Annotated in this window: 25 protein-coding genes, 1 tRNA gene and 1 pseudogene; 16 read left to right on the forward strand and 11 right to left on the reverse strand. The window is 65.9% G+C overall.

Annotation, left to right across the window (positions count from 1 at the left end; genetic code table 11):
* Positions 1-4 precede the first annotated feature (4 nt).
* The 4 genes and pseudogenes from BN1263_RS04285 to BN1263_RS04295 all read left to right on the forward strand — a co-directional run bounded on the left by BN1263_RS04285 (position 5) and on the right by BN1263_RS04295 (position 1,826).
* Entirely contained in the window at positions 5-853 is an 849-nt protein-coding gene (locus BN1263_RS04285; protein WP_058979787.1) for an SPOR domain-containing protein, read from the forward strand.
* Positions 854-892: 39 nt separating this feature from the next.
* Positions 893-968, forward strand: a tRNA-Thr gene (locus BN1263_RS04290).
* Positions 969-1,175: 207 nt separating this feature from the next.
* Positions 1,176-1,465 (forward strand): annotated as a pseudogene (locus BN1263_RS19970) (type II toxin-antitoxin system RelE/ParE family toxin).
* A gap of 58 nt (positions 1,466-1,523) precedes the next feature.
* Positions 1,524-1,826, forward strand: a complete 303-nt coding sequence (locus tag BN1263_RS04295) for an addiction module antidote protein (protein ID WP_058979789.1) — start codon at positions 1,524-1,526, stop codon at positions 1,824-1,826.
* 57 nt (positions 1,827-1,883) lie between these two features.
* On the opposite strand, the gene BN1263_RS19975 is transcribed toward BN1263_RS04295, so the two are convergent.
* The 3 genes from BN1263_RS19975 to BN1263_RS04310 all read right to left on the reverse strand — a co-directional run bounded on the left by BN1263_RS19975 (position 1,884) and on the right by BN1263_RS04310 (position 4,697).
* Complete coding sequence (locus tag BN1263_RS19975; RefSeq protein ID WP_080398774.1) at positions 1,884-2,207, reverse strand: hypothetical protein; 324 nt, start codon at positions 2,205-2,207, stop codon at positions 1,884-1,886.
* Between the two features lie 79 nt (positions 2,208-2,286).
* Positions 2,287-2,694: a hypothetical protein gene (locus tag BN1263_RS04300; RefSeq protein ID WP_058979791.1), complete on the reverse strand. Its 408-nt coding sequence runs from the start codon at positions 2,692-2,694 to the stop codon at positions 2,287-2,289.
* A gap of 1,118 nt (positions 2,695-3,812) precedes the next feature.
* The gene (locus BN1263_RS04310) at positions 3,813-4,697 is read right to left on the reverse strand and encodes a hypothetical protein (protein ID WP_144435321.1); all 885 of its coding nucleotides are present in this window, start codon (positions 4,695-4,697) and stop codon (positions 3,813-3,815) included.
* 289 nt (positions 4,698-4,986) lie between these two features.
* Between BN1263_RS04310 and rocF the strand changes: the two genes are divergently transcribed.
* The 3 genes from rocF to BN1263_RS04325 all read left to right on the forward strand — a co-directional run bounded on the left by rocF (position 4,987) and on the right by BN1263_RS04325 (position 6,630).
* Positions 4,987-5,907, forward strand: coding sequence for an arginase (rocF, locus tag BN1263_RS04315; RefSeq protein WP_021203836.1), 921 nt, complete (start codon positions 4,987-4,989; stop codon positions 5,905-5,907).
* Between the two features lie 162 nt (positions 5,908-6,069).
* Positions 6,070-6,207, forward strand: a complete 138-nt coding sequence (locus BN1263_RS04320; RefSeq protein WP_019661832.1) for an entericidin A/B family lipoprotein — start codon at positions 6,070-6,072, stop codon at positions 6,205-6,207.
* A 201-nt stretch (positions 6,208-6,408) separates the two neighbouring features.
* Positions 6,409-6,630 carry a CsbD family protein gene (locus BN1263_RS04325; RefSeq protein ID WP_019661831.1) on the forward strand — a complete coding sequence of 74 codons (222 nt, stop codon included), beginning with the start codon at positions 6,409-6,411 and terminating at the stop codon, positions 6,628-6,630.
* Positions 6,631-6,702: 72 nt separating this feature from the next.
* On the opposite strand, the gene BN1263_RS04330 is transcribed toward BN1263_RS04325, so the two are convergent.
* Positions 6,703-7,503 (reverse strand): hypothetical protein, encoded by an 801-nt coding sequence (locus BN1263_RS04330; protein ID WP_058979795.1) that lies wholly within the window; start codon positions 7,501-7,503, stop codon positions 6,703-6,705.
* Between the two features lie 108 nt (positions 7,504-7,611).
* On the opposite strand from BN1263_RS04330, the gene BN1263_RS04335 reads away from it, so the two are divergent.
* The 4 genes from BN1263_RS04335 (at position 7,612) to BN1263_RS04350 (ending at position 12,207) form a co-directional block, all read left to right on the forward strand.
* Positions 7,612-8,904, forward strand: a complete 1,293-nt coding sequence (locus tag BN1263_RS04335) for a tryptophan--tRNA ligase (RefSeq protein ID WP_058979797.1) — start codon at positions 7,612-7,614, stop codon at positions 8,902-8,904.
* 166 nt (positions 8,905-9,070) lie between these two features.
* Positions 9,071-9,367 (forward strand): hypothetical protein, encoded by a 297-nt coding sequence (locus BN1263_RS04340; protein ID WP_058979799.1) that lies wholly within the window; start codon positions 9,071-9,073, stop codon positions 9,365-9,367.
* A gap of 149 nt (positions 9,368-9,516) precedes the next feature.
* Positions 9,517-10,449 (forward strand): MBL fold metallo-hydrolase, encoded by a 933-nt coding sequence (locus tag BN1263_RS04345; protein ID WP_058979801.1) that lies wholly within the window; start codon positions 9,517-9,519, stop codon positions 10,447-10,449.
* A 105-nt stretch (positions 10,450-10,554) separates the two neighbouring features.
* Positions 10,555-12,207, forward strand: coding sequence for a M28 family metallopeptidase (locus BN1263_RS04350; RefSeq protein ID WP_058979803.1), 1,653 nt, complete (start codon positions 10,555-10,557; stop codon positions 12,205-12,207).
* A gap of 177 nt (positions 12,208-12,384) precedes the next feature.
* Here BN1263_RS04350 and BN1263_RS04355 read toward each other — a convergent pair whose 3' ends face one another.
* Entirely contained in the window at positions 12,385-12,684 is a 300-nt protein-coding gene (locus tag BN1263_RS04355) for a hypothetical protein (RefSeq protein ID WP_058979806.1), read from the reverse strand.
* Positions 12,685-12,751: 67 nt separating this feature from the next.
* Entirely contained in the window at positions 12,752-14,086 is a 1,335-nt protein-coding gene (locus BN1263_RS04360; RefSeq protein ID WP_021203842.1) for an MFS transporter, read from the reverse strand.
* A gap of 223 nt (positions 14,087-14,309) precedes the next feature.
* Between BN1263_RS04360 and yedA the strand changes: the two genes are divergently transcribed.
* Positions 14,310-15,215 carry a drug/metabolite exporter YedA gene (gene yedA / locus BN1263_RS04365; RefSeq protein ID WP_019661823.1) on the forward strand — a complete coding sequence of 302 codons (906 nt, stop codon included), beginning with the start codon at positions 14,310-14,312 and terminating at the stop codon, positions 15,213-15,215.
* Complete coding sequence (gene rarD, locus BN1263_RS04370; RefSeq protein WP_019661822.1) at positions 15,212-16,108, forward strand: EamA family transporter RarD; 897 nt, start codon at positions 15,212-15,214, stop codon at positions 16,106-16,108. The genes yedA and rarD overlap by 4 nt, the downstream gene beginning before the upstream one ends.
* Positions 16,109-16,224: 116 nt before the next feature.
* Here the strand turns inward: rarD and BN1263_RS04375 are convergent, their stop codons facing one another.
* Entirely contained in the window at positions 16,225-19,050 is a 2,826-nt protein-coding gene (locus tag BN1263_RS04375; RefSeq protein WP_058979808.1) for a TonB-dependent receptor plug domain-containing protein, read from the reverse strand.
* A 358-nt stretch (positions 19,051-19,408) separates the two neighbouring features.
* Between BN1263_RS04375 and BN1263_RS04380 the strand changes: the two genes are divergently transcribed.
* Positions 19,409-19,687: a YrhB domain-containing protein gene (locus BN1263_RS04380; protein ID WP_019661820.1), complete on the forward strand. Its 279-nt coding sequence runs from the start codon at positions 19,409-19,411 to the stop codon at positions 19,685-19,687.
* Positions 19,688-19,781: 94 nt separating this feature from the next.
* Here the strand turns inward: BN1263_RS04380 and BN1263_RS04385 are convergent, their stop codons facing one another.
* From BN1263_RS04385 to BN1263_RS04400, 4 genes are all read right to left on the reverse strand, one after another.
* Positions 19,782-21,098 (reverse strand): ABC transporter permease, encoded by a 1,317-nt coding sequence (locus BN1263_RS04385; RefSeq protein ID WP_058979810.1) that lies wholly within the window; start codon positions 21,096-21,098, stop codon positions 19,782-19,784.
* A 12-nt stretch (positions 21,099-21,110) separates the two neighbouring features.
* A complete protein-coding gene (locus BN1263_RS04390) occupies positions 21,111-22,268 on the reverse strand; it encodes an ABC transporter permease (RefSeq protein WP_021203846.1) in 1,158 nt (385 codons plus the stop codon).
* A gap of 14 nt (positions 22,269-22,282) precedes the next feature.
* Positions 22,283-22,972 (reverse strand): ABC transporter ATP-binding protein, encoded by a 690-nt coding sequence (locus BN1263_RS04395; protein ID WP_058979812.1) that lies wholly within the window; start codon positions 22,970-22,972, stop codon positions 22,283-22,285.
* 102 nt (positions 22,973-23,074) lie between these two features.
* Positions 23,075-24,328 (reverse strand): efflux RND transporter periplasmic adaptor subunit, encoded by a 1,254-nt coding sequence (locus tag BN1263_RS04400; protein ID WP_058979814.1) that lies wholly within the window; start codon positions 24,326-24,328, stop codon positions 23,075-23,077.
* Positions 24,329-24,655: 327 nt separating this feature from the next.
* Here BN1263_RS04400 and BN1263_RS04405 point away from each other — a divergent pair, with 327 nt between their 5' ends.
* Both BN1263_RS04405 and BN1263_RS04410 read left to right on the forward strand, forming a co-directional pair.
* Positions 24,656-25,879, forward strand: coding sequence for a sensor histidine kinase (locus BN1263_RS04405; RefSeq protein ID WP_021203849.1), 1,224 nt, complete (start codon positions 24,656-24,658; stop codon positions 25,877-25,879).
* Entirely contained in the window at positions 25,876-26,478 is a 603-nt protein-coding gene (locus BN1263_RS04410; protein ID WP_058979816.1) for a response regulator transcription factor, read from the forward strand. The genes BN1263_RS04405 and BN1263_RS04410 overlap by 4 nt, the downstream gene beginning before the upstream one ends.
* Positions 26,479-26,576 lie beyond the last annotated feature (98 nt).

Genomic DNA, 26,576 nt, shown 5'->3' on the forward strand with positions numbered 1-26,576 from the left:
GCGCATGCTGACCCGTGCCCTGATCGTCGTACTGGCCATCCTCAACCTTGGCGTCGCCTGCTGGTGGCTGCTGCGCGATGCACCACAGAAGCCTGCGCCGCCACCGCAACCCGCGGGCGTGGCCGAGCTGCGCTGGGTGCCCGGTGGCGTGGATGCCGCCGCGGCCGCCGAAGCCACGGCTGCCGCGCCGACCGCGCCGTTGATGGAGCGCGAGCCGGCGGAGAAGACGGCCGTGGCTGTAACGCCGGCGCCCGCCGCCCCGGCCAAGCCGGAGATTGCCAAGCCGCAGGCGGCTGAGGCTACGCCGGTTGCTGCCGCTGCCATGCCGGCAACACCGCCTGCATCAGCCCAAGCGCCGGGAAAACCCGCAACCCCGCCCGAGGCTGCCGAACCGCCGCGCTGCGTCGCACTGGGCCCGTTTGCCGACCGCGCCGCCGCGGCCAATGCGCAAGGCAAGGCCGGCACGCTGCTCAGCCAGGTGCGCCTGCGCGAACAGCCCGCTGCCAGCGGCAGTGCCCGTTACCGGGTGATGCTGCCGGCCGCCGCCAACCGCGAAGAAGCCCAGGCCACCGTGAAACGCATCGTCGCCGCTGGCCTGAGCGACTACTACATCATCAGCCAGGGCGAGGAGGCCAACGCCGTGGCGCTGGGCCAGTACCGCAACCGCGAAGGCGCCGAGCGGCGCATGGCGGCGGTGCAGGCCGCCGGCTTCCAGCCGCGCCTGGTGGCCAGCGGCGACTCCGGCCAGTGGTGGCTGGAAGCGCAACTGGCGGCGGGCACCCAGCCGGCCCAGGCCCAGCAGCGCAGCGGGGCGGCACAGAGCCGGTCGCTGGATTGCACGCGGTTGCGCTAGAATCCCCGGACCGCGGCGCTGCCGCCGGTGCGCCACCACGCCGCTTTAGCTCAGTTGGTAGAGCAACTGTCTTGTAAACAGTAGGTCATCCGTTCGATTCGGATAAGCGGCACCACCAAACTCCAGTTGTGCAGCTCGACACGGGCGGCGCAGTAATCGGTCGAGCACTGCTCTCTGCTGCGTCTCTCCCCTTCTTTTCCTTCCTTGCTGTTATCTCATCTTGCACCTGACGAGGTGCGTCCCACCTGCCTGTGCGCGTGCTTCGTGGTCTATGCGCGTTTCTCGTAGTCGAAAATGTGTAGCCATTAGGCTACATTTTTCCATGAAGATCCAGCGTACCCGTCAGTTCGCGACATGGATTGACGCTCTCTCAAGGACGTAACTGCACGCGCTCGCATCCTGGCCCGCATCGGTCGGCTCTCCGAAGGCCATCCGGGTGATCACCGCCATCTGGGGGACGGTATTTCCGAACTGCGTATCGATGCAGGGCCGGGCTACCGCCTGTACTACACCCAGCGCGGCAGGCAGTTGCTGATTCTTTTGGTCGGAGGTGACAAAAGCTCACAGCAACGCGATATCGAAAAGGCCAGGGAGATTGCACGTGCCCTGTGAGCGTCGAACCGGCTGTAGTCGAAACGAATCAATACCGAAGTACTGGAGCTGTTCCATCATGGCCACCAAGAAAAAAGTCGAACTCAAAGCATTTGATGTGGCCGAACACCTTCGGACACCCGAAGAAATGGCAGCCTATCTCGACGCCTGCATCGAGGAAAGCGACGGCGATTCCGCGTTCATTGCCAAGGCGCTCGGCGACATCGCGCGCGCTCAGGGTATGAGCAAGGTTGCGCGCGCGGCGGGCCTGTCGCGCGAGAGTCTTTACCGCGCACTGTCCGGCGAACGCAGCCCCGATTTCGCCACCATCCTGAAGGTGACCCGTGCCTTGGGTGTGCGTCTGCATGCCAGTGCCGCGTGAGGCATCAAGGCACTGCGCTCCACTTCCGCCGCCTCAAGAAGTCAGGTGCGATCAGTCTCAATCAAACCGAATGATGCGGATCAACCCTCTTGTCGACGATCCGTCTCCGAAGGCGGCCACCGTGCCACAGGGGAATACCTCTTTCGCACCATCATGGTTGACGAATGAGATCGTGCAGTGTGCCCGCGTCCCAGGCGTGATGCGGGTAACGGCGCGGTCATTCAGCACGAAGCTGTACCACATGAATTCAGGGCTTATGGAAAGCGCCCTGGGACGCGCGGTGGAGGCGATCATCTCGGCAACAGCGCCACCGCGCGAATCCACTTCGTCCAGTCGCAGTTCAACAAAAACAGGTTTCAGGTTTGGATAGGGTGTGCGCATTTCAGGAGTGGGTCAGCCTGATTCGATAGCCGGGGTAGCGAGGCGTTGACGCTGTGCGTTGGAATCCCACCGTTCTGCATTACTGAGCCCCCTGCACCTGCAACGCCACATACTCCGCCAGCCCCCGGCAGGCCAGCATCAGTCCCTCGCGCGTGCCATCGCCGATATCGTCTTTCTCTTCCCCGTCCACGCGCACGCGCTCTGCGGCGTGATACAGCTCCAGCAGCGACACCAGGCCCACTGCGGCGCGATCCCTGCGTGCGGCGGCCACCGTGTCGCCAGGTGTGCTTGCCGGTCCCGGCCACGGCTGTCCATCGGCGGCGTCACCGGCCTGGATGCGCTGCAGGCATCCGGGCAGGTTGATCGGCGCGGGCGCCTCGTTCGCGGCGGCAAAGGCGGCTTCCAGCGGCTGCGCCAGTTCGAGCGGCAGATGCAGGGCGGCGTCGCCCAACGTGGCGGTCAGATACGGGTAGAGCGTCTTGGACATGCGGGCATCCTCGTCAGGCACGGAGGCGCGCCACGATAGGGTGGCGGGCGATGCGTGGCTTCCAAGACCGGAAATCGATGAGCCGGCGGGCACAGGGCCCCCACGCACCGCCCGCCGTCGATCGGCGAACGGATTTCCAGCCGGCGCCGCTTTTGGGAAGACGGCGCCGGCTGGCAAGCGTATACAGCTTCGATTAAACGGGCTTGGAAGTCCCGACCACCTTTGCAGGTGGCGATTCATCATGCGCACGCGAAATCCCCGCCTGCCAGTCGTTTGTTTCGATGGCATCGGGTGATCTGAAAGGAAAAGTGAATTATCGCGTTTGGCCCGTTTCGAGCATCGCAATGCCAGAAGCGACATATAGAGCGGGGCTGCACTCCACCGCGAATCCGGCGCCGTCTTCGCTATCGCGCTGCCCATCACGACCCACGTGGTGAAGCTGGCTCAACTGCGTGACGCCGATCAAGCGGCGCTGAGTCTGTGTCCCATGATGGCAGTCAGGCATGTGGTTGCTCGCGTGTGAATTGACCTGCAGAAGCACGCCAATGGTGCTATCACGTGGTGCCATCAATCCTCCTGGGTGGGGAGGGACGGCTTGGCCGGCCCGACTGTGACTTTGCCGGAGCCTCCGCCGCCGCCTCCACCGTAGCTGCCGCCGCTGATGGGCCCGGTGTAACCACCGCCGCCACCGCCACCGCCATTGCCATTCCCGCCGCCGCGAGGGGGAGGGCTCGTTGTGATGGGCTCACGCGAAGTCCCATTCCAGTCCTGGCTATCGGTCATTTGGTAGGTCACGCAGTGGGACGCTTTGCAGACGATGACCTTGGATCCTGGTTGGATGGACTCATTGAAGGTTCCGGAATTTTTCTTGTTCGTCACCTGCGTGTATCTGGTCAGGAACGCTCTGGTAGCTGTGTCTGGAAGTGGGGTCTGCCCACGACACGGTGTGCAGGACGCTGGGCCGAACACGGTTGAAGGGTTGCCGAAAGGCCAGGTTGCATGCGCGAATGGAAGTGCGGCGAATGCTGCCAGGACCACGATTGCCGCAATAATTATCTTTGTTCTCATATTATTAAGCCGTTTGTCTATTTTTGGTTTGCAGGATTACCAATCGAACGTCATTGGCAGCATGATTGGTAGATTTCTCTTGAGATTTCCTGCGCACGAATGATCTGCTCTGCCTGCATGCTGCTGGACAGGCGACTTATCGATTCCGCCGAGTACTGGCTTGGATGCACGCGGTGCAGGGCCATCCAGTAGCCGAGGCTCCTGGTGTAGGAGCGCTCGGCGACTATTCCTCTGTCATAGATGTTTGCGAGCGCTTCGATGGAATCCAGGTTTCCTGAAGAAACAGATTCGTCCAGATACTCCACAGCGTTCCGGCGAAAGTCGATCAACCTGCTGGGATCAGAGAGGACTTCGGTGAGATTGCCGATGGCGGCGCGAGGGTTCTGGGCGTACATCAGTCGGGCTTCAATGGACCCTTGAGCGGCTGCCAGTGACAGCCAGTTTTCTCCCGTGATGTCGGTTCGTTGGGCAATCGCCTTGCAGTTCTCGATTTCTTCTTCGATACGCCTCGAGAACTGCTCGGCAAGTCCCATGGATGAGTACACCTTGTACTCACTGTCGTCGCCCGGATCGAGGGCTCGTTTGCAGCTGGCAAGCCTCGAGTGTATTTCGTAGCTTGCTTGGCCGTCGCCAGATTTTGATCGCTGCATTCTCTGGTCGATGTAGTTCGTGGCATCGCCTCTGTATTCGGGAGGCCTGATGTCGATCAGGAAAGCTTTGGGTCCCAACGCGATGCGCGCATTGACCATCGCGGTGGATCGCTGTGCAGCGGTCCTTGCCGTACGCGGATCGGCTATTTCATGGGTTGAAGCTTCATCCACCGACGCCAGAAGTGGCGCGTGCTCTGCCGAGGAGGTATCGGCGTCGGATACCGAGCAGGACGCGGTCAACACCGTGAGCGTGCCGATACACAGGTGCTTGCTGAGTGGCGCCAAGAAGCCGGCTGGGAGTCTACTTAGATTCAATGCGGGAACATCCGAGCCTCCAATTTGGGCGAGAACCTTCGCTGCACTGAAGGGAAAGCGATAGAGCCGTATCCGTCACTGTGGAGAACCCCATCACAGGCGGAAGAATTTCTGATCCATAAGGCCGGGGAATCCCTACGCATGGCTGCCTGTTGTCCATTTGCGCCATGGCGGCGCCAATGCCCTGCTGCACCGCCGCGAGTGGTGTCACACAGCTCTGGCTAGACTGTGCTTCTTTTTCCCCCGCAAGGAGGCACCCATGGCCCATCCCATTTCCGTATCCCTGATCGGCGTTCCCACCGATGTCGGTGCGGGCCATCGCGGTGCACGGCTGGGGCCGGAAGCGCTGCGCGTGGCGGGCCTGCCGGAGGCGCTGGAAGCGCGCGGCGTGGACGTGCGCGACCTGGGCAACCTGGATGGCCCGCGCAACCCGTGGACCGCGCCGGTGCAGGGCTACCGCCATCTGGAGGAAGTGGTGGCGTGGAACCATGCACTGATGGAAGCCAGCTATGCCGAACTGCAGGCCGGCCGCATGCCGATCATGCTCGGCGGCGACCACTGCCTGGGAATCGGTTCGATCACTGCCGTGGCACGCTGGTGCCGCGAGCAGGGCAAGACCCTGCGCGTGCTGTGGCTGGATGCACATTCCGATTTCAATACCAGCGATGTCACCCCCTCGGGCAACATCCACGGCATGCCGGTGGCCTGCCTGTGCGGCCTCGGCCCGGAGGCGCTGACCCACCTCGGCGGCAGCGCACCGGCGATCACTCCCACCCAGGTGCACCAGATCGGCATCCGTTCGGTGGACCCGGAAGAGAAGCGCCTGATCAAGACCCACAACGTGGATGTCTATGACATGCGCTACATCGATGAGAACGGCATGAAGCGCACGGTCGAAGCAGCACTGGCGGGCATCGACGAGAACACCCACCTGCATGTCAGCTTCGATGTGGATTTCCTCGACCCGAGCATCGCGCCGGGCGTGGGCACCACCGTGCCGGGTGGGGTGAACTACCGCGAGGCGCAGCTGGTGATGGAGATGATCGCTGACACCGGGTGCATGGGGTCGCTGGACATCGTCGAGCTCAACCCCTTGCTGGACAAGCAGAATGCCACCGCCGAACTGGCCGTGGACCTGGTCGAGAGCCTGTTCGGCAAGTCCACCCTGATGCGCGACTAAGGCAACCGCCTGAACGGATCGCCGATCCGTTCACACCCGCTCCACGCCCCTGCCGCCAGATTGCACTTCACGCGGCGGCGGCGGGCATTGGCCTTCTCCCGCTGAGCGAAAGAATCCCATCCGCGAATGAAGCGGTGTAGCGGCAAACCCAAGGAGAAGCCCATGAAGCGCGTAGTTGCCCTGATGCTGTTGTCGATGTTCTCGGTGGCCCTGCTGGCCGGTTGCAACACTGTGGCCGGTGCCGGCAAGGACGTGCAGAAGGCCGGTGAGAAGGTTGAGGATGCCGCCAAGGGCAACTGAGCCCGGCGCGGAACGGAAGGAAAAAGGCCGGGGATCATCCCCGGCCTTTTTCTTGCACGCTGCCACACACGGCTGTGCAAGCGGAGTGAACCATTCAAGCAGGTGAGCACGCATTTCATTGCTGGTTGACCGGTACTCAACAGCGACTGCGCGAAGCTGGAACCACGGTAAGAACGCCGTTGCAACCAAGGACTCCCAGCAATGAACAAAGACATCATTTCCGGCAAGTGGTCGCAGCTGAAGGGCAAGGCCCAGGCCAAGTGGGGCGATCTGACCAACGACGATTTCGATGTGGCCGAAGGCAATGCCGAATACCTGGCCGGTCGCCTGCAGGAGCGTTATGGCTGGGCCAAGGACCGCGCCGAGAAGGAAGTCCGGGATTTCGAAGACAGCGTGCGCAAGGATTACCCGGATTACAAGTAAGCCCCCGGGTTTCCCCCACGACACAACGCCCGCGCCGAAAGGTTGCGGGCGTTGTGTTGTCTGCGCGGAGGATCAGCGTGCCGGCGGGTCCGGCACGTAGCGGTTGGGGAACGCCTGCGGTTCGCGCGGCAGGCGTGACGGCGAATCGACCAGGATGCCGCGCGCGCGCAGGTTGCGGGCGCTGTCGTAGCGCAGCTGCAACACCTGCGCCGGGCTGCGGCTGGCGCGCTCGAACTCGGTATCGCGCACCGAGGACTGCTCGCGCGCGCCGTGACCGGTGCCCAGCGCTGGCGCCTGCGGCTTGCTGGCGTAGCCCTCGATGCGGCTGGCGCTGGCATCGGCGGACGCTTCGGCCTGTGCAGCCGGCGCCGGCGGTGGCAGGCCGCGGCGCAGGATCGGCTCGGGGCGCCAGCGGCGCGCTTCCTCGAACACGGCCACGCCCACTACGCCGATGTTGTCCGGGCGGCCGGTGCGGCTGGCATAGCTGCCGCTGGGGCTGCTGAAGACGAACTGCGCCACTTCGTCCTGGCTCTTGCGCCAGCCGGTGATGTCGGCGCGCTGTCCGGGGTTGAGCACGTAACCGGTCTGCGAGGGATCGGCATCTTCGCCGGAGATGGCGTTGACGCCGTCCACCGACAGCACCACCAGCACCCGGCGGGGGCTGTCGTTGTACAGGCGCACGGCGTAGCGGTGACCGCGCTCACCGGCCACCCAGCGCTTGCCCTCGGCGGGGTAGCTGCGCAGTTCGGTGCCGCGGTCGCGGTCGACCAGGGCCATGCGCACGGGGCCGCCCTCGTAGACCGGCGGCGGCATCGGGGCCGGGCGGAAGCCGGCCAGAGGCAGGATAAGCAGCAGGGGCAGCAGGCGTTTCATCGGGCGTCTCCAGCGGGGTTGCGTGAATGAACGCGCCGCAGGCCCTGACGGGGTTGGTGGCGTGCAAGGTAAACTGGCCCCGTTCATCGAAGGTTACCCCACGCAGTCATGACCACCCGAGTCCTTACCGGCATCACTCCCTCCGGCACGCCCCACCTGGGCAACTACGTTGGCGCCATCCGCCCGGCCATCGCGGCCAGCCGCGCGCCGGGGATCGAGAGCTTCTTCTTTCTGGCCGATCTGCACAGCCTGATCAAGTCACAGGACCCGCAGCGCACCCAGCGCGCGACCCTGGAGATCGCGGCCAGCTGGCTGGCCTGCGGCCTGGACCCGGAACACGTGTGGTTCTACCGGCAGAGCGACATCCGCGAGACCACCGAGCTGATGTGGTTCCTCACCGCCATCGCCAGCAAGGGCATCCTCAATCGCGCGCACGCCTACAAGGCGGCGGTGGACAAGAACCGCGAGGAAGGCGTGGACGAGGACGCAGGCGTCAGCGCCGGCCTGTTCATGTACCCGGTGCTCATGGCGGCCGACATCTTGATCTTCAAGGCCAACCAGGTACCGGTGGGCCGTGACCAGATCCAGCACATCGAGATGGCGCGCGATTTCGCCCAGCGCTTCAACCACGTGTATGGCAAGGAGTACTTCCCGCTGCCGGAGGTGGTAATCGACGAGCAGGTGGCGACGCTGGCGGGCCTGGATGGCCGCAAGATGAGCAAGAGCTACCACAACACCATTCCGCTGTTCGTGCCGCGCGAGGAGCTGAAGAAGCTGGTGTTCTCGATCCTGACCGATTCGCGCGCACCGGGCGAGCCGAAGGACACCGAGGGCTCGGCACTGTTCCAGATGTACCAGGCGTTCGCCACCCCGGAACAGACCGCGGAATTCGCCAAGGCGTTCGCTGCGGGCATCAGCTGGGGCGATGCCAAGCAGCAGCTGTTCGAGCGCATCGACAGCGAACTGTCGCCGCTGCGCGAGCGCTACAACGCGCTGATGGCCGAGCCGGAGAAAATCGAAGCGCTGCTCAAGCGCCGTGGCCAGCAGCTGCGCGAGCAGTTGGCGGCACCGCTGCTGGAAGAACTGCGCCACGCCGTGGGCCTGCGCGACCTGTCCACGGCGGGCGATATCGCCAGCGAGGACGCCGGCGTGGCCCGCGTGGCACCGCCGCAGTTCAAGCAGTACCGCGAGAAGGACGGCCGTTTCTACTTCAAGCTGACCGCCGGTGACGGCACGCTGCTGATCCAGAGCGAAGGCTTCGATTCGCCGCGTGATGCCGGGCAGTTGATTTCCGTGATCAAGCAGGCCGAGCAGGGCGACCAGCTGCAGAGCGAGCTGTTCAAGCTTGAGGCCGAGGTGGACGCGGTACTGGCCGCGCTGGCCGTGCTGCGCGAAGAATAAAGGTCGTGCCGGCCGCTGGCCGGCAATTGCATGGGAAACGCCGGCCAGCGGCCGGCACTACCACGGTATTTGCATAGGGAATGCCGGCCAGCGGCCGGCCCTACCCGCGAACGAAGGTCATGGCATGATGTCCGCGCGCCTCCGGCGCGATGACATGGAGTCTGCAATGGCCTGGTTGTCGCTGCTGCTGTTCCTGCCCTGGTTCCTGCTGCTGGGCGGCCTGTACTGGCTGTTCCCGCGCCAGCCGCGCAGCGTGCGGCGGCGCCTGTTCGACGGCACCACCCTGTTGCTGGCTTTCGCGCTGAGCATCGTGTCGATGCTGTGGGGGTATCGCATCGGCATGGCACAGCTTGGTGCCGGCCCCATCTGGCCGCAGGTACTGGCGGTGCTTTACGCCTACGGCGCGTTCCTGGCGGTGCTGGTGCTGGCGTTGCTGCTGCGGCCGCGCTGGTTGGACCGGTAGTGTCGGCCGCTGGCCGGCAACTGCATTCAACGGGCTGCCCCGAGGTTGCCGGCCAGCGGCCGGCACTACCCGACCAAAGCCGCATCGAACCCGGACCGCCTGCGCGCCTACCATGGGCGTCTGTTTCCGAGACTGCCAGATGCGTGCCGATGACCGCCGACTCCAGCATCCACACCATCGATACCGGCTTTCAGCGTCCCGATTTCGACGCGGCCTACCTGATCGTTGAAAACGGCCGCGCGGCCTTCGTCGACTGCGGCACCGGGCTGTCAGTGCCGGCCATGCTGCAGGCGCTGGTGGACGCTGGCCTGGGCGTGGACGCGGTGGACTGGCTGCTGCTCACGCACGTGCACCTGGACCACGCCGGCGGCGCCGGACTGCTGATGCAGCAGCTTCCCAACGCAAAGGCGGTGCTGCATCCGCGCGGTGCGCCGCACATGATCGACCCGACCCGGCTGATTGCGGGTGCGACGGCGGTGTACGGCGCCGAGGAGATCGCGCGCAGCTACGGCCACATCGAGCCGATTCCCGAACACCGCGTGGTGGTGGCCGAAGACGGCCACCGCATCGATCTCGCTGGCCGCGAGCTGGTGCTGCTGCACACGCCGGGCCACGCACTGCACCACTATTGCGTGTGGGATGCGCGCAGCCGCAGCTGGTTCACCGGCGATACGTTCGGCATCTCCTACCGCGAGCTGGACAGCGCGCAGGGCGCTTTCATCTTCCCGACCTCCTCGCCGGTGCAGTTCGACCCGGAGGCGATGAAGGCCTCGATCCGGCGCATGCTCGATTACGCGCCGCTGGCGATGTACCTGACCCACTATGGGCGCGTGGAGCAGGTGGAAAAACTGGCAGGGGACCTGTTCGAGCAGATCGATGCGATGGCCGCCATCGGCCGCCAGTGCGATGGCCGGCCGGACCGTCACCGCTGCCTGCTGGCTGCACTGCAGGCGCTGTACCTGGAACGTGCACAGCTGCATGGCTGTGCGCTGGACGATGCGGCAGTGACCGCCGTGCTGGCGATGGACATCGAACTCAACGCACAGGGCCTGGCCTGCTGGCTGGATCGCATCCGTCGGTAGCTCCACGCCATGCGTGGATGACGCAAGCTCACGCTGCACCGCGATGTCACGACCACGTTACACTCTGGTGACTTCCAAGCTAGCCGTGGTACTGCCGTGAATCCGATGCGCGTGTTGCTGCTGTCGTCCTGCCTGTTCGTCGGTGGCCTGGCCCATGCGGCCAATGACCTTCCCGGTGGCGGCATCGATCCGCAGGCACTGTCGCGCCACGTGCGCGTGCTGGCGTCGGATGAGTTCGAGGGCCGCGCACCGGCCACCGAGGGCGAAGAGCGAACGGTGCAGTACCTGATCGAGCAGTTCCGCAGCTATGGCCTGCAGCCGGGCGGCGTGGACGGCAGCTGGGTGCAGCCGGTGCCGCTGGTGCGTGCGCAGCTGGAGGGCGCGGCCAAGGCCAGCCTGTCGCTGAAGCAGGGCAAGCGTGCGCTGGCCAATGGCGTGGACGTAACCCTGCAGAGCCTGCAGCCGCGCAAGCGCGTGCAGATCAAGGATGCACCGTTGGTGTTCGTCGGTTACGGCATTGATGCGCCGGAACGCCACTGGAACGACTACAAGGACGTGGACCTGCACGGCAAGATCGCCGTGGTGCTGATCAACGACGCCGATTTCGAGGCTGATGCACCGGGCGCGTTCGACGGCAAGGCGGTGACCTACTACGGTCGCTGGACCTACAAGTTCGAGGAAGCCGCACGCCGTGGCGCCGAAGGCGTGCTGATCGTGCACGAGACCGCGCCGGCCGCCTATGGCTGGGCCACGGTGAAGAGCTCGGGCACCTCGCCGCTGTTCGACATCGAACGCAGCCAGGCCGAGGCGATGGCGCAGCACACGCCGCTGCGGGGCTGGATGCAGCGTGAGCTCGCCGAGGCGATCTTCGCTGACGCCGGCCTCGACTTCGATGCCGAGAAGCGCAAGGCGATGCGCGCCGACTTCCGCCCGGTGGCGCTGGACAACGCCAGGCTGAGCGTGGATTTCGCGCTCAAGCGCGAGCAGGTGGTGACCCGCAACGTGGTGGCCAAGCTGCCCGGTGGTGAACATGCTGACGAGGCGGTGATCTTCTCCGCGCACTGGGATGCGTTCGGTATCGGCCAGGCCGATGCCAAGGGCGACCGCATCCGCCGTGGTGCGATCGACAACGCCACTGGCGTGGCCACGGTGCTGGAACTGGGCCGCGTGTTCGCCGCCGGCCCGCAGCCGCAGCGCACGCTGTACTTCGTGGCACTGACCGCCGAAGAGAAGGGCCTGCTGGGCGCCAGCTACTACGCCGCGCATCCGCTGGCGCCGCTGGACAAGACCGCTGCGGTGCTGAACATCGAGATGTTCAGCCCGGATGGCGCGACCCGCGACATCGCCTCGTGGGGCAAGGGCCGGGTGTCGCTGGAAGGCGACCTGGAACGCGTGGCCAAGGCCCGCGGCCGCAGCTACAGCCCGGATCCGAACCTGGAAGCCGGCTTCTTCTACCGCGCCGACCACTTCGCCTTTGCCCGCCTGGGCGTGCCGGCCATCACCATCGGCCCGGGCCTGGACAAGCTGGACGGTGGGGTTGAAGCCGGGCGCGCGCTGCGCGAGAAGTACTTCGCCGACTGCTACCACCAGGCCTGCGATGCCTGGACGCCGAGCTGGGACCCGAGCGGCCACGCTGCCGACACGCTGCTGGTCTACGACCTGGGCGCCGAGCTGGCCAACAGCCGCCGCTGGCCGACGTGGGAAAAGGAATCGGAGTTCCGCGGCGCGCGCGACAAGAGCGAAGCGCCCCGCCGTTGAGGATCGGAATCGGCGGGGTGTCATGTCATTCCGCCGGGGGTAGAGTCGACTGATAGTCGACTATCGCGCGCAGCGCGGGTTTTTCGGTGCCGACAGAGAGAGCAGTCGACTAACAGTCGACTCTACCGATTGCCGATTGCCGATTGTCGATTGTCGATTGTCGATCAGCGGCCGGCACTACCTGCGCCGGCGCAGCAGCTTCCATGCGCCCCAGCCGCCGGTGGCGAGCGCTGCCAGATAGCACGCCACCATCGTGCGCAGGCCGACCAGCGATCCGCCGTTGACGCCGCGATGCAGGCGCAGCTGCAGCGAGCTGTGGCCGCTGCCCAGGTCCACCGCCAGCTGCAGCGCCAGCGCGGCGCAGAACACCAGCAGGGCGACCCCGAACCCGGTGCGTGGCCATGCGGCCTGTGCGTTGGGGCGGCGCAGTAGCCAGGCCAGTGCCGTGGCTGCGGCCAGCGCCGCCGCGATCCACATCAGTGGCGTGGCGGGAGATGCCGCGGCCACCGGCAGTGCACCGGTGGCCGCGATCAGGGCAACGCGTTTACTTGCGGGTGCCGTCGAGCCAGTTCGGGCCCTTGTTGGTGAGGAAGAACACATAGACCACCAACGATACCGCGATCGTTGCGGTCACGTAGATGGCGAACCAGTCGACGTGGCCGGTCTTCAGCGCGCCCTGGTACAGCAGCGGGGCGGTGCCGCCGAACAGCGAGTTGGCCAGCGCGTAACCCAGGCCTACGCCCAGCGCACGCACGTGGGTGGGGAACAGCTCGGCCTTCACCACCGCGTTGATGGAGGTGTAGCCGGTGAGGATGACGAAGGCCAGTGCCAGGGTCAGGAAGGCCAGGGTGGCGTCATGCTGGTGCGGCAGCTGGGTGATCAGGTACCAGCTGTACAGCACGCCGCCGGCGCCGAAGAACACCAGCAGGGTCTTGCGGCCGATGATGTCAGACAGCCAGCCACCGACAGGCTGCAGCACCATCAGGAAGGCCAGCACGCCCAGGTTGATCAGGGTGCCGGTCATCGGATCGTTGCCGGCGAAGGCGCTCTGGATCATCTTCGGGCCGTTCACCGAGTAGGTGTAGAAGGCCACGGTGCCACCGGCGGTGATCAGGAAGCACAGCAGCAGCGGCCGCCACTGGTGCACGAACAGTTCGTACATCGAACCGGATTTCTGTGCCTTGCCCTCGCGCGCGGCCTCGATCGACGACTCCGACAGCGATTCGTCCATGCCGCGGCGCAGCCAGAACACCACCACTGCGGCGACGCCACCGATGCCGAATGCGATGCGCCAGCCCCACTCGGAGATCTCCGGCTTGCCCCAGAAGGTCAGCATCAGCAGCAGGGTCAGCTGGGCCAGCACATGGCCGCCTACCAGGGTGACGTAGTGGAAGGAGGACAGGAAGCCGCGGCGGCCCGGGATGGCGGCCTCGGACATGTAGGTGGCGCTGGCGCCATATTCGCCGCCGGTGGCGAAGCCCTGCAGCAGGCGCGCGAACAGCAGGATCACGGCGGCCCAGATGCCGATGCTGGCGGCGGTGGGGGTGATGGCGATGAGGAACGAACACAGTGCCATCAGCGTGACCGAGACCGTCAGCGCCAGGCGACGGCCATGGCGGTCGGCGAAGCGGCCGAAGAACCAGGCACCAATCGGGCGCATCAGGAACGTGGCGGCGAAGATCGCCCACACGTACAGGGTGGAGTTCTTGTCGTCCGGCGAGAAGAACTGCGATTCGAAGTACACGGCGAACACCGAGTACACGTAGACGTCGTACCACTCCACCAGGTTGCCGGCGGAGCCTTTGAGGGTGTTGGAGATCGAACGCCGCAGGGCGGCACGGTCGTTCGCGGGTACGGCAGGATGGGACGTGGTGCTCATCTGGGTGGGAATCCTCGATGCGGCGCGTCCGTGCGCAGGGAAAACGGCGCCCGGCCTTGGGGCGGCGCGGCCGGACAGCCCTCTTGGTACTGCATGGGCCGTCAACACGGGGTAGCAGACCAGAGCAGGGTGCATGGATGGATGACAGCGTGCCACCGTATGGGGTCCCGGACCATACTCAAAACGTCCTAGAATCCGCCTTCCCCCGGCTCCTTGGTGTGTCATGTCGGCTCCCCCCTCTTCGTCTGCGGCTGCCCCCCGGGGTGGCCTTGTTGCGCTGGCATTGCTGCTGGTCTACGTGGTCTGGGGCTCGACCTACCTGGGCATCGCCAAGGCCCTGCACGGGGGCGCGCTGCCGCTGACGATGGTGTCCGGCAGCCGGTTCATCATTGCCGGTGGCCTGATGTTCCTGGCCTTGCGCCTGTTCTGGAAGATGCCGAACCCGACCCTGCGGCAGTGGCGCAACCTGGGCATCATGGGCGTGACCATGCTGGTGCTGGGCAACGGCATGGTGGTGCTGGCCGAGCGCGAGGTGTCCTCGGGACTGGCAGCCACTGCGGTGGCCTCGGTGCCGCTGTGGATGGCGCTGTTCTCGGCGCTGCGCGGCCAGCACGCCAGCCGCGGTGAGTGGCTGGGCATCGCCATCGGCTTCCTCGGCGTGGTCTGGCTCAACGCAGGCAGCAGCCTGACCGCCTCGCCGACCGGGCTGGTGCTGCTGCTGATCGCGCCGGTCGGCTGGGCATTCGGCTCGGTGTGGGCACGCGGACTGGACCTGCCGGGCCCGTTCATGACCGCCGCCGGGCAGATGATCTGTGGCGGTGTGCTGCTGGTGCTGATCGGCCTGGCGGTCGGCGAGCGCCCGACCACGCTGCCCGATACCGGTGGCCTGCTGGCGATGGCCTACCTGTGCGTGTTCGGCTCCATCGTCGCGTTCACCGCCTACGTGTGGCTGCTGCAGAACGTGCGCCCGGCGCTGGCTGGCAGCTATGCATACGTCAATCCGGTCATTGCGGTGCTGCTGGGCGCGCTGCTCAACGGTGAGCGCTTCGGCTGGCGCGACCTGCTGGCGATGGCGGTGATTCTCCTGGGTGTGGTGGTACTGACGATGGCAAGGACGCGCAAGAAATGAGCATGGACGAGAAAGAACAGCGCCGTGGCCTGCTGGTCACGGCTTCCACCTTCGTCATCTGGGGTCTGGTGCCGGTGTACTGGCACCTGCTCAATGAGGTGCCATCGTTCCAGATCATCGCCCACCGCATCATCTGGAGCACCGTGCTGGTGCTGGGCTGGCTGCTGCTCAGCGCACGCCTGGGCTGGTGGCGGAAGATCGCTGCGCAGCCGCGCGCGCTGCCGATTCTGCTGGTCTCGAGCCTGACCATCGCCTTCAACTGGGGCCTGTACATCTGGGCGGTCAACGCCGGCCATGTGATCGAGACCAGCCTGGGCTATTTCATCAACCCGCTGGTGAACGTGCTGCTGGGCGTGCTGGTGCTGAAGGAGCGGCTGCGCCGCCTGCAATGGGTGGCGGTGGCGATGGCGGCAGTGGGCGTGGCCTGGCTGACCATCGATGCCGGCACACCACCATGGATCGCGCTGGGCCTGGCCTGTTCGTTCGGCCTGTACGGCCTGCTGCGCAAGCTGGTTTCGGTCGACCCGGTGGCGGGCCTTGGCGTGGAGAGCATGTACCTGTTCCTGCCGGCGCTGGGCTTCGCGATCTGGGCCGAAAATGGTCATGGTGGCGCGTTCTTCCACGGCTGGGGCTGGCGCAACGACCTGCTGCTGATCTTCGGCGGTGTGGTGACGGCGGTACCGTTGATTGGCTTTGCCTACGGCGTGAAGCGCATTCCGTTGTCACTGGTCGGCATCCTGCAGTACATCGCGCCGAGCCTGCAGCTGCTGCTGGGCGTGTTCTTCTTCCACGAAGCCTTCGACGCCGGCAAGGCGATTGGCTTTGCCGCGATCTGGGCCGGCCTGATCCTGTTCGTCGGCGATAACATCCGCACGATGCGCGCCAAGCGGTAGCACCGGGCCGGATCGACTGGCACGCATGAAAAAAAGAGCGGCGCCCCGGGGGGCGCCGCCCTGCTTCCATCCACCGCCAGGAGAGAGATGGCGGTGGCGGGAACGCGGGTGCAGGCTCAGAAGCGCTGCTGGTACTTCATGTACATGAAACGACCGATGTCGAAGCCGCCGTAGTAGACGAAGCTGCTGTTGGGCTGGCTGTACATGATCGGACCCTGATGGTCGAACACGTTGTTCAGGCCCAGCGAGACGGTACCGTCCCACGGCAGGGCGTAACGCACCTGCAGGTCGTGGAAGGTGTTCGAACCCACCTTGTTGGTCGGCGAGGCATCGGTGTAGGCCGAGCTGAAGCCCGGCATGTTGCACTCGTCCATGTAGGAGCACTTCTCCTTCATGCTGGAGTAGTAGCGTGCAGTCCAGCCGATGCCCAGGTTGCCGTACTGCCAGTCCAGGTTGAGGGTAGAGCGCACACGGAAGTTGCCACCCCAGCTGGTCAGCTGTTCCACCGGCGTGGTCGCGGCGTTGTCGTTGCGCTGCTCCAGATAGTCGGTATAGGTGGTGTTCCAGGTAACGGCGAACTTGCCGAACGCGGTTTCCGGCAGGCGGTAGCGCGCGCTGATGTCATAGCCGGCGGTTTCGCGGTAGCCGGCGTTGACCAGCGAACGGTCCAGTGCGTTGACCTGGCCGTTGCTGCCACGGGTGAAGCGGCCGCAGGCGGCGTCCGAGCCCTGCACGTAGCACTGTTCCAGGATGTTGGTGGCCGACTCGCCAACGATGGCGTTGTCGATGCGGATCTTCCACCAGTCCAGGCTGACGTCCAGGCCCTGCACGAAGTCGGGGCTGTAGACCAGGCCCACGGTCCAGGTCTTGGCGGTTTCCGGCTTCAGGTTCGGGTTGGAACCGGAGTTGAAATCGGTGGTGGCCTGCTGGCCCGGCTTGCTGGCCACGCTGCCGTCGCTGTTGAGCTGGCGGAAGTTGGTCGGCACCTTCAGGGCCTTGCAGCGTGCGGCAACGGCGGCGCTGGTGGCGGCAGTGCCGAACGAGGTATCGCACGGGTCGGTGAACGAGTCACGGCTGCTGACAGTGCCGCCGTACAGGTCGTCCACGGTCGGCGCACGGAAGCCGGTGCCGTAGGTGGCGCGCACCAGCAGGCTGTCGATCGGCTTCCACTTCACGCCGAACTTGCTGTTGGTGGTGGAACCGAAATTGTTGTAGTCCGAGTAGCGACCGGCAACGTCCAGCGAAAGCTCGCGGGCGAAGGCCATGTCGGCCAGCAGCGGCACCTGCATTTCCAGGTAGATCTCGTTGAGCGAGTAGTCGCCCTGGGTCGGCTTGCCGGTGGTGCCGGCGATCTGGCCGTTCTGCACCGTCAGGTCCGGGGTGTAGCGTGCTTCTTCGGTGCGGTGCTCGAAGCCCATCGCAGCCATGATGTCGCCGGCCGGCAGCGAGAACAGCGAACCGGAGATGTTGGCGCTGGCCACCTTGGTGGTGGTCTGGCTCTTGTCCACGTAGCGGGCGAACAGGTAGTCCTGCACGTCCTGGTTGCTCAGCGAGCCCGGGCCGGTGTAGCCCATCGGCGCGGCCGGGTTCCACGGCACGCAGCCGGCGATCACCGCATCGCGGGTACCGCAGTAGGCCACGCCGTTCTCGATGAAGGACGGGCCGACGGCCAGGTTGACGTTCGGCTGGTACATGCTGCCGGTACCAACGCGCTCGCCTTCATTGCGGTTGTAGGTGTAGCTGACGTTCCAGTCCCAGTAGCGCGAGCCGGTTTCGAAGCTGCCTTCCAGGCCCAGGCTGCCGCGCTTGGTTTCCAGGGTGTTCTCGGTGCCGCGCAGCATCTCTTCGGTGCGATGCGAGAACAGCACGTCCTCGCCCCACAGGTTGAATGCGCTGTCCTTGGACAGGGCGGCGCGGCTGCCGTTGCGCGCCTGCGTGGCGGTGACCGAGTACGGGTAGCCAGCCAGGTGCTTGGTCGATTCGCGCTTGCTGTACATGGCATCGGCAACGATGCGCAGGTCATCGGTGATCGAGAAGCCGCCGTTGGCGAACACCGAGGTGCGCTCCAGGCCGGTCAGCAGGCTCATGTTGGTCTTGGTGTTGGCACCATCGGCCGGGTTCGGCGCGTGGAAGTTGCCGGCGCTGGTCGGGTCGCCGCCCGGACCGACGGTCAGCGACTTGCCGCCGACGGTGACGCTGCCCCACGGCGTGGTGCCGTTGAGGCCATCGTTCGGATGGCGCGGACCGTTGACGTAGCGGCTGAACTCGCGCGCGCCGCCCATCACTTCGTCTTCCTTGGTGCGCTCGGCGCCAACGCTGAACCAACCGCGGTCGAAGGTCTTGCCGAAAGTGGCACTGTAGGAGCGCTTCTGCCCATCGCCTTCACCGTACTGGCCGACGTAGACGCTGGCTTCGCCACCATCGAAGTTCTTGCGGGTGATGATGTTGACCACACCGGCGATGGCATCGGAGCCGTACAACGCCGATGCGCCATCGGTCAGCACTTCAACGCGCTCCACGATGGCCGAGGGGATGGAGGCCAGGTCGGAGTAGCCGCCGGCGCTGACGCCCATGCGGCGGCCGTCGATCAGCACCAGGCTGCGCTCGGGGCCCAGGTTGCGCAGGCTGACATACATTCCGCCGAAATCGCGCGATGAGGTCAGCGACGACGCGCGGCTCATGCTTGGCGAGCCGGCAGCGGTCACATCCTGCAGGATGTCGGCGACGTTGACGTAGCCCTTCTTCTCGATCTCGGCGCGGTTGAGCGCGACCACCGGCTGGGCGGTTTCGACACTGGCCTGGCGGATGCGCGAGCCGGTGATTTCGATGCGGTCGAGGTTGGTGGTGTTGTCGCCCGCATCCTGTGCGAAGGCGGGGGTAGTGCAGCTGGCGGCCAGCGCGATGATGATCGCGTTGCGCAGCGGGGTGGTCTTCAGGGACATCCGTGAAATCTCGTGTTTCAGAAAAAACAAGCGTCCATTCTGTGGACGCGTGGGGTGCTGCAAACCAACGTGGGGGGCCGGATTCTAGAGTGTTTTCATTCGCAACTGTTTGTCGCGATGCTGCGGAATGTGCGTGAACATGAATCGCAACCAACAATCCACAGATGCGCTGTGCGCGGCGTCACGCGCGCTGCGTTTGCGATGGGCAGAGGCATCGATAGCGGCACGAAGCTGGCACGCTTGAGTGGTTGCGACAACGCGTCGCAGTACGCGCTTGTATGCAGGCGCGCAGCCGTTGTGATGCATCTGCCCGCATGAAATGCTCTTCGCCTCGTCATCGAAGGCAGGAGATGAAGAAATGATCCAGCTTGAAGAAGCACGCCGTCGCGTGGAGGCTGCACTTGCCAGCGACGATGAGCCGGTTGCCATCACGCATGAGCACGAAGTGGTCGAAGGCTGGCTGTTCTGCTTCCAGTCGCTGCGCTACCTGCAATCCGGCGAAATCTCGGATGCATTGGCCGGCAATGGGCCGATCTTCGTCGACCGGCACACAGGCGAGCAGCACGCGCTGGGCACGGCGTATCCGCCCGAGGAAGTCCTTCGCCAGCATCTGGCCGCGCGCGGCCCCGCCGTCTGATGCTGCGGCGGCGGATGTCTGAGTTCGGCAACCTGAAAGGGACGGAGCCTTCGCTCCGTCCCTGCAGGATGCGCGAAATGCCGCTGCGTGATGCTCAGGTTTCGCGCAGCGCCGTGGTGATCGGCAAACGTGCCGCGCGCAGCGCTGGGAACAGGCCGCCGACCAGGCCGATGCCCAGCGCCCATTTCAGTCCGGTCCACAGCAGTTCCGGCGACACATGGAACTTGAACACCACTGCGCTGAAGTTGCTGCCGATGGTGGACACGCTGTAGCCGTTGAACAGCAGCCACGCCACCGCACAGCCGAGCAGGCCACCCAGCAGCGCCAGCAGCATGGTTTCCAGCATCACTGCCGTCACCACCGGCAGGCCGCGGAAACCGATCGCGCGCATGGTGGCGATCTCGCGCGCACGGGTGGCCACGGCCGCATACATGGTGTTGAGTGCGCCGAACACTGCACCCACCGCCATGATCGTGCCGATCACCTTGCCGAGGATGTCGATCAGCTTGGTCAGCCCACCGCCCTGCTTGCTGTAGTAGACACGGGTGGTTTCCACGTCAAGCTTCAGGCGTGGGTCGGCGGCGACTGCTGCCTTGAACTGCTCGAAGCCGGCCTTGCCCTCGGTACGCACGCTGATCGACTGCCAGGCGCTGCGCTGGTAGGTGGTGGCCAGTGTATCGGCGTCGGTCCACAGCTCCGAATCGTGCGCATCGCCGGTGGCGAATACACCCACCACGGTCCAGGTCTGGTTGCCCAGGGTCAGCGTCCTGCCCACGTCCATGTCGCGGAACTGGCCCTTGGCACCCTGGCCGACCACGATCTCGCGCAGGCCGGTTGCGAACCTGCGGCCTTCGATGATCTTGACCTTGTCATGCACGGCCCAGGCCTGCGGACCGACGCCGCGGAACTGCGCGTTGACGTCGGTGCCGTCGGACTTGGACACCAGGTTGACCACCTGCGACAGTTCCGGTGACAGCAACGGCCGGCCCTGCGCATCGCGGCTGATGCCGGGCAGGGTGGACAGCATCGGTACCTGCTCGCGGGTGATCACCGAGTTGGTCTCGGCCTGCGAGCCACCGCGCAGCACGATGGCGGTGGTGTCATCGCCGGTGTTGTTGAGCGTGGCCTGGAAGCCTTCGCCCATCGCCAGCATCGCCACCAGCACGCCGACCACGCCGGCAATGCCGACCACGATCACCGACGATGCGCCCCAGCGTTGCGGCAGGCTGGCCACGCCGATGCGGGTGGCGGCCAACGCCAGCCGTCCGCCGCGGGTCAGCAGCAGCCACAGCGCCACCAGCACGGCCACGGTCAGCACGCCGATCCACGGCAGGCTGATCCACAGCACCAGGCCGATCGCAAGCAGCAGCACGGTTATGCCGTTGCCCAGCCACTTCTTGAGCTTGTTCATCTGCAATCCTCCTCAGCGGCCGGCCAGTGCATCGACGATTTTCAGGCGCTTGGCACGCAGCGCGGGCAGCAGCCCCACGATGATGCCGATCACCACGATCAGGCCCAGCCCCATCAGCCAGGTTGGTGTCGGTACGTGCGGCGGCAGCATGCCCATGCTCTTCGGGCCGATCGCCGGCAGGATCAGGGCGGCCAGGCCCATGCCGATCAGGCCGCCCAGGCCGATCAGCAGCACCGACTCCACCATCACCAGGGTCAGCACGGTGCCGTCCTTGAAGCCCAGCGTCTTCAGCGTGGCCAGCTCCGGCACGCGCTCGCGCACCGCCTGCGCCATGGTGTTGCCGGTCAACAGCAGCAGGGTGAAGAACACCGCACCCATGATCGAGGTGACGATCATGCCGATATCCGCGAATTGCTTGACGAAGGCCTGCTGGAACGCCGATTCGGTCTGGGTCTTGGTCTCGTGGTCGGAGTTGGCCGAGATCGCGTCGATCGCCTGCGCCACCCGTGAAGAGTGGTCCGGGTTGTCCAGCGTCACCGTGTACCAGCTCACCTGGTTCTTGATGTAGTCGTTGGATTCATCGAAGTACTTCCAGTTCATCATCAACTGGCGTTCTTCGTTGGCGGCCAGCGCACGGTCCTTGGAACGGTAGATGCCCTTGAGCACCAGCGGCCAGTCGTTGCTGCCGCCACGCGGGAAGATCGTGGCCTGCAGCGGGATGGTGTCGCCGATCTTCCAGCCGAACTGCTTGGCCAAGGTTTCGCCGACGATGGCGCCGGTACGGGTCTGCTTCCAGTCTTCCAGCTGTGCCGGGTCGATCTGCAGCTCGCGGTAGACATCGAAGTAGTTGGGGGACACCGAGAAGTTCGGGAAGAAGTTCTTCGGGTCCTGGTAGATGCCGCCAAACCACATGCCGTAGGCCACGTCGCGCACGCCGGCCACCTGGCGGACCTGGGTTTCCAGGCGGATCGGCAGCGACTGGGTGATCGACAGCCGCGAGGCCACGATCAGCCGGTTGGCACCTTCCACGCTGCCACCCGACGAGAACGCCACCCGCACCGAATCGAGCATGCCGAACAGCAGGAACGCGGCCACCACCGAGAGCAGGGTCAGCAGGGTGCGGGTACGGCTGCGGAACAGCTGCGCCCACACCAACGAGAAGTATTTCATCGCCGTGGCCTCCGTCAGTGGGCCAGCGGCGCGTCGGCCAGCTCGCCCTTGTCCAGGTGCACCGTGTGCGTGGCGTACTCGGCGGCCTTCGGGTCATGGGTGACCATGATGATGGTCTTGCCGTGTTCGCGGTTGAGCAGTTGCAGCAGGCCCAGGATCTCCTCCGCGGACTGGCGGTCGAGGTCGCCGGTGGGTTCGTCGCAGATCAGGAAGGTCGGGTCGGAGACGATCGCCCGCGCGATCGCCACGCGCTGCTGCTGGCCGCCGGACAGTTCATTCGGGCGGTGGCTGCGGCGGTCGGCCAGGCCGACCAGGGTCAGCGCGATCTCGGCGTTGCGGCGGCGCTGCGCCGCATTGAGGTGGGTCAGCAGCAGCGGCAGCTCCACGTTCTTCTGCGCGGTCAGCATCGGCATCAGGTTGTAGAACTGGAACACGAAGCCGACGTGGTGGCTGCGCCAGGTCGACAGCTGGCCGCCGCTCATCTGGTCGATGCGCTCGCCCTCGATGCTGATCTCGCCGCCGCTGGGGTTGTCCAGGCCGCCGATCAGGTTGAGCAGGGTGGTCTTGCCCGAGCCGGACGGACCCATCAGCGCGACGAAGTCGCCGCTGGCGATGTCCAGGTCGATGCCGTGCAGCACCTGCACTTTCTCGGGGCCACGCTGGTAGGTCTTGGTGATGTTGCGCAGTGAAACCAGGGTCGACATGGGTGGTTCTCCACGGAAGGCGGGAAACGGGGAAGCGCACCTGCGGTGACCGCAGGCGTGCGTCGAGCGGTGCTGCCGGCGGCGCCCATGGGCGCCAGGCCGTTACTGCGCTTGTTTCTGTTGCACCTTGGCGCCATCGCGCAGGGTGTCCGGCGGGTTCACCACCACCGATTCACCGGCGCTCACGCCCTTGAGGATCTGGCGGTCCTTGCCCATCGCCTGGCCAGCCTCGACCGTGCGCTGCTGCACGCGGTTCTCGTCACCCAGTACGAAGGCCACCGAGGCGCCCTCGCGCTGGACCACCGCGCCAGCCGGCACGCGCACGCCCTGCGGTTTGGTTGTGGCCTGCGGCTGTGCCTGTTCCAGGAAGCTGACCCGCACGCCCATCTCTGGCACGATGCGCGGGTCCTTCACCTTCAGCGCCACGCGCACCTTCACCGTGGCCTTGCCCCGGTCGGCGGTGGGGATGATGGCGATCACCTCGCCGGGAATCTTCCATTCGGGGTAGGCGTTGAGCGTGGCTTCCACCGGCATCTTCGGCTGCACGCGGCCGATGAAGGCCTCGCCGACCTCGACTTCTATCTCCAGCGAGTCCATGTCCACGATGGTGCCGATGCCGGTACGGGTGAAGCCACCACCGGCCGACAGCGGCGAGACGATCTCACCGGGCTGCGCGGCCTTGGCGGTGACCACGCCGGAGAAGGGCGCGCGCACGATGTTGTTGTCCACACCCAGGTCGGCGATGGCCAACTGGTCGTTGGCCACCTTGACGTTGCGCTGTGCGGTGTCCAGCTGTGCACGCAGGCTGTCGCGCTGGGCCACGGCCTGGTCGTACTGCGAACGTGACACCAGCTGCTGGCCGACCAGTGCCTGCAGGCGGCTGGCTTCGGCGGCGGCCTGCTTCTGCTGCGCCTCCAGCCCGGCCACCTGGCTGCGTGCGGCCTGCAGCTGTGAGGCATACAGGCTGCGCTGCGCATCGGCATCGATCGGGTCCAGCGTGGCCATCACCTGGCCGGCCTCGACCCGCATGCCTTCTTCGATCATCACCTCGCGCACCTTGCCGGTGATCTTGGCCGAGACCGTGGCCATGCGCCGGGCGACCACGTAGCCACTGGCGTCGAGCACCGAACTGCTGGCGCTACCCTGCTGGATGGCCACGGCCGGCGCGGTTTCCACCTCCACGGCCGGCGCACGGCCGAACAGGAACGCCACGGCAGCGGCGATCAGCAGCACGACCACGATGGTCGCGATCCACAACCAACGGCGACCCCCGCCGTTGCTGCCACCACCGGAGGCGGGCGGCGGCGACTTGCGGTCGATACGGAGTTCCTTCAACAGCTCGGCAGAAGCGTTCATTCGTTCCATCACAGGCGTTCGGGCGGGTGTGGCCGGAAGCGCGGACGGCGGCGGTTCCGGCGGTGGAGCGTGCGTCACAGCATGAAGGCAGGCACAGCGATGACGGCAGTGACAGCTGTCACCCGATGACACTGACGGCGGCAACTGCGAAATGTGACCGCGGCGGCACAGGATGGCAACGTCCCCGCTGCTGGTACCGCTCATGGATCCGACCACCCCATCGCTGGCCCGCTGCAGCGGTACCGCCAAGCGTACCGTGATCTGCGGCGGGTTGCGCCGGTGCCATCTTGCCGGCGGTGGCGCCTGCGCGCAGCCAGCCGAACTGGCATGATCGGCGGCGATCATCCCCGCCTGGAACCGCCTGTGCCGTCTACCTGGCTTGCCTCCCTGCTGCGCCCCGCGCCGGACTCGGCGGTGGCCGAGACGCTGCGCCGGGGAAAATCACCCTGGAGCGAGGCGATCCACCTGCTGTGGTCGGTGTGGATCTTCCTGACGCCCTTGCTCGGCCATGGCTTCACCCTGCGCTGGCTGCTGCTTACAGTGGCCAGCTATCCGGTGTTCCTGCTGCTGTACGCCAAGGTGATGGTGGCGCCACGCCATCACGCGCCGCGCTATGCCCTGGGCCTGATCGGGATGTCGCTGGTGCTGCTGCCGTGGTACCCGTCCGGGTTGACCTACTTCGTGTTCGGCTGCGTGCTGCTGCGGGTGAGCGGACGCGGCGGCTGGTGGCAGTACCTGCTGCAGCTCACTGGCCTGAACCTCCTGTTCTGCGGCCTCGCACTGCTGTTCCAGTACCCGTGGCAGAGCCTGGTCTGGATCCCCGCCGTGTCCTATATCGTCGGGCTGGTCGTGAACGTGGAGGCACTCAACCAGCAGAAGGATGCGGCACTGCAGCTGTCGCAGGACGAGGTGCGGCGGCTCGCAGCCACCGCCGAGCGCGAACGCATCGGCCGCGACCTGCACGACCTGCTCGGCCACACCCTGTCGTTGATCACGTTGAAGCTGGAACTGGCCCGCAAGCTGCACGATCGCGGCGACGCGCGGGCGCGGCAGGAAATCGGCGAAGCCGAGGACATTGCCCGCGAAGCGCTGGCGCAGGTGCGCAGCGCGGTCACCGGTATCCGCGCCAGTGACCTGGCCGGTGAGTTGGCGTCGGCGCGGCTGCTGCTGGAGTGCCAGCAGGTCCACCTTCAATACGCACCACCACCGGCGATGCCGGTGGATGTCGAACGCGGTCTGGCGCTGGTGCTGCGCGAGGCCGCGACCAACATCGTGCGCCATGCACAGGCGACACAGGCACGGGTGGAATTCATGCTGGAAGGACGCATGCTGGCGATGCAGATCCGCGATGATGGTCGTGGCGGCGTGCAGGCCGAGGGCAACGGGTTGTGCGGCATGCGCGAACGCGTGGCCGCCCTGGGGGGCAACCTTCAGGTTCAGTCCGCAAAGGGCGAGGGCACGCTGCTGACCGTGCGCGTGCCACTGGCTGCCGCGACCACACCGTTGCCGCCAGGCACGCCGTCGTCGCTGGTGCAGGACGGTGCCGCATGATCCGCATCCTGCTGGCCGAGGACCAGGCGATGGTGCGCGGCGCACTGTCGGCGCTGCTGGGGTTGGAGCCTGATATCGAGGTGCTGGGCAGCGCCGCCGACGGCGAAACCGCGTGGCGCATGCTGCAGCAGCTGAAGCCGGACATCCTGGTCACCGACATCGAGATGCCGGGCCTGTCCGGGCTCGAGCTTGCCCAGCGCATCGCGCGTCACGAGCTGCCGATCAAGGTGGTGATCGTGACCACCTTCGCCCGTGCCGGTTTCCTGCGCCGCGCGCTGGAAGCCGGCGTGCTGGGCTACCTGCTGAAGGATGCACCGGCCGAGAACCTGGCCGATGCCCTGCGCAAGGTGAAACAGGGCATCCGCGCGATCGACCCGCAGCTGGCACTGGATGCGTGGTCGCAGGCCGACCCGCTGACCGACCGCGAGCGCCGCGTGCTGCGGCTGGCGGGCGAGGGCCGCACCGCCAGCGAGATCGCCGAGCAGCTGGGGTTGTCGCACGGTACGGTGCGCAATTACCTGTCCGAGTGCATCGGCAAGCTGGGTGTGGCCAACCGGATCGAGGCGTACCGGCTGGCGCGGCAGAAGGGATGGCTGTAGGGGCGTGCGCCGACGCACTGGTAGCGCCGGGCGCTGCCCGGCGGATCATTTCCGCGACCGCGGAGAGGTGTCACTTTCTTTGCTCGTGCAAAGAAAGT

It is taken from the genome of Stenotrophomonas thermophila (genome assembly GCF_001499715.1).
Lineage (GTDB): Bacteria > Pseudomonadota > Gammaproteobacteria > Xanthomonadales > Xanthomonadaceae > Stenotrophomonas > Stenotrophomonas hibiscicola.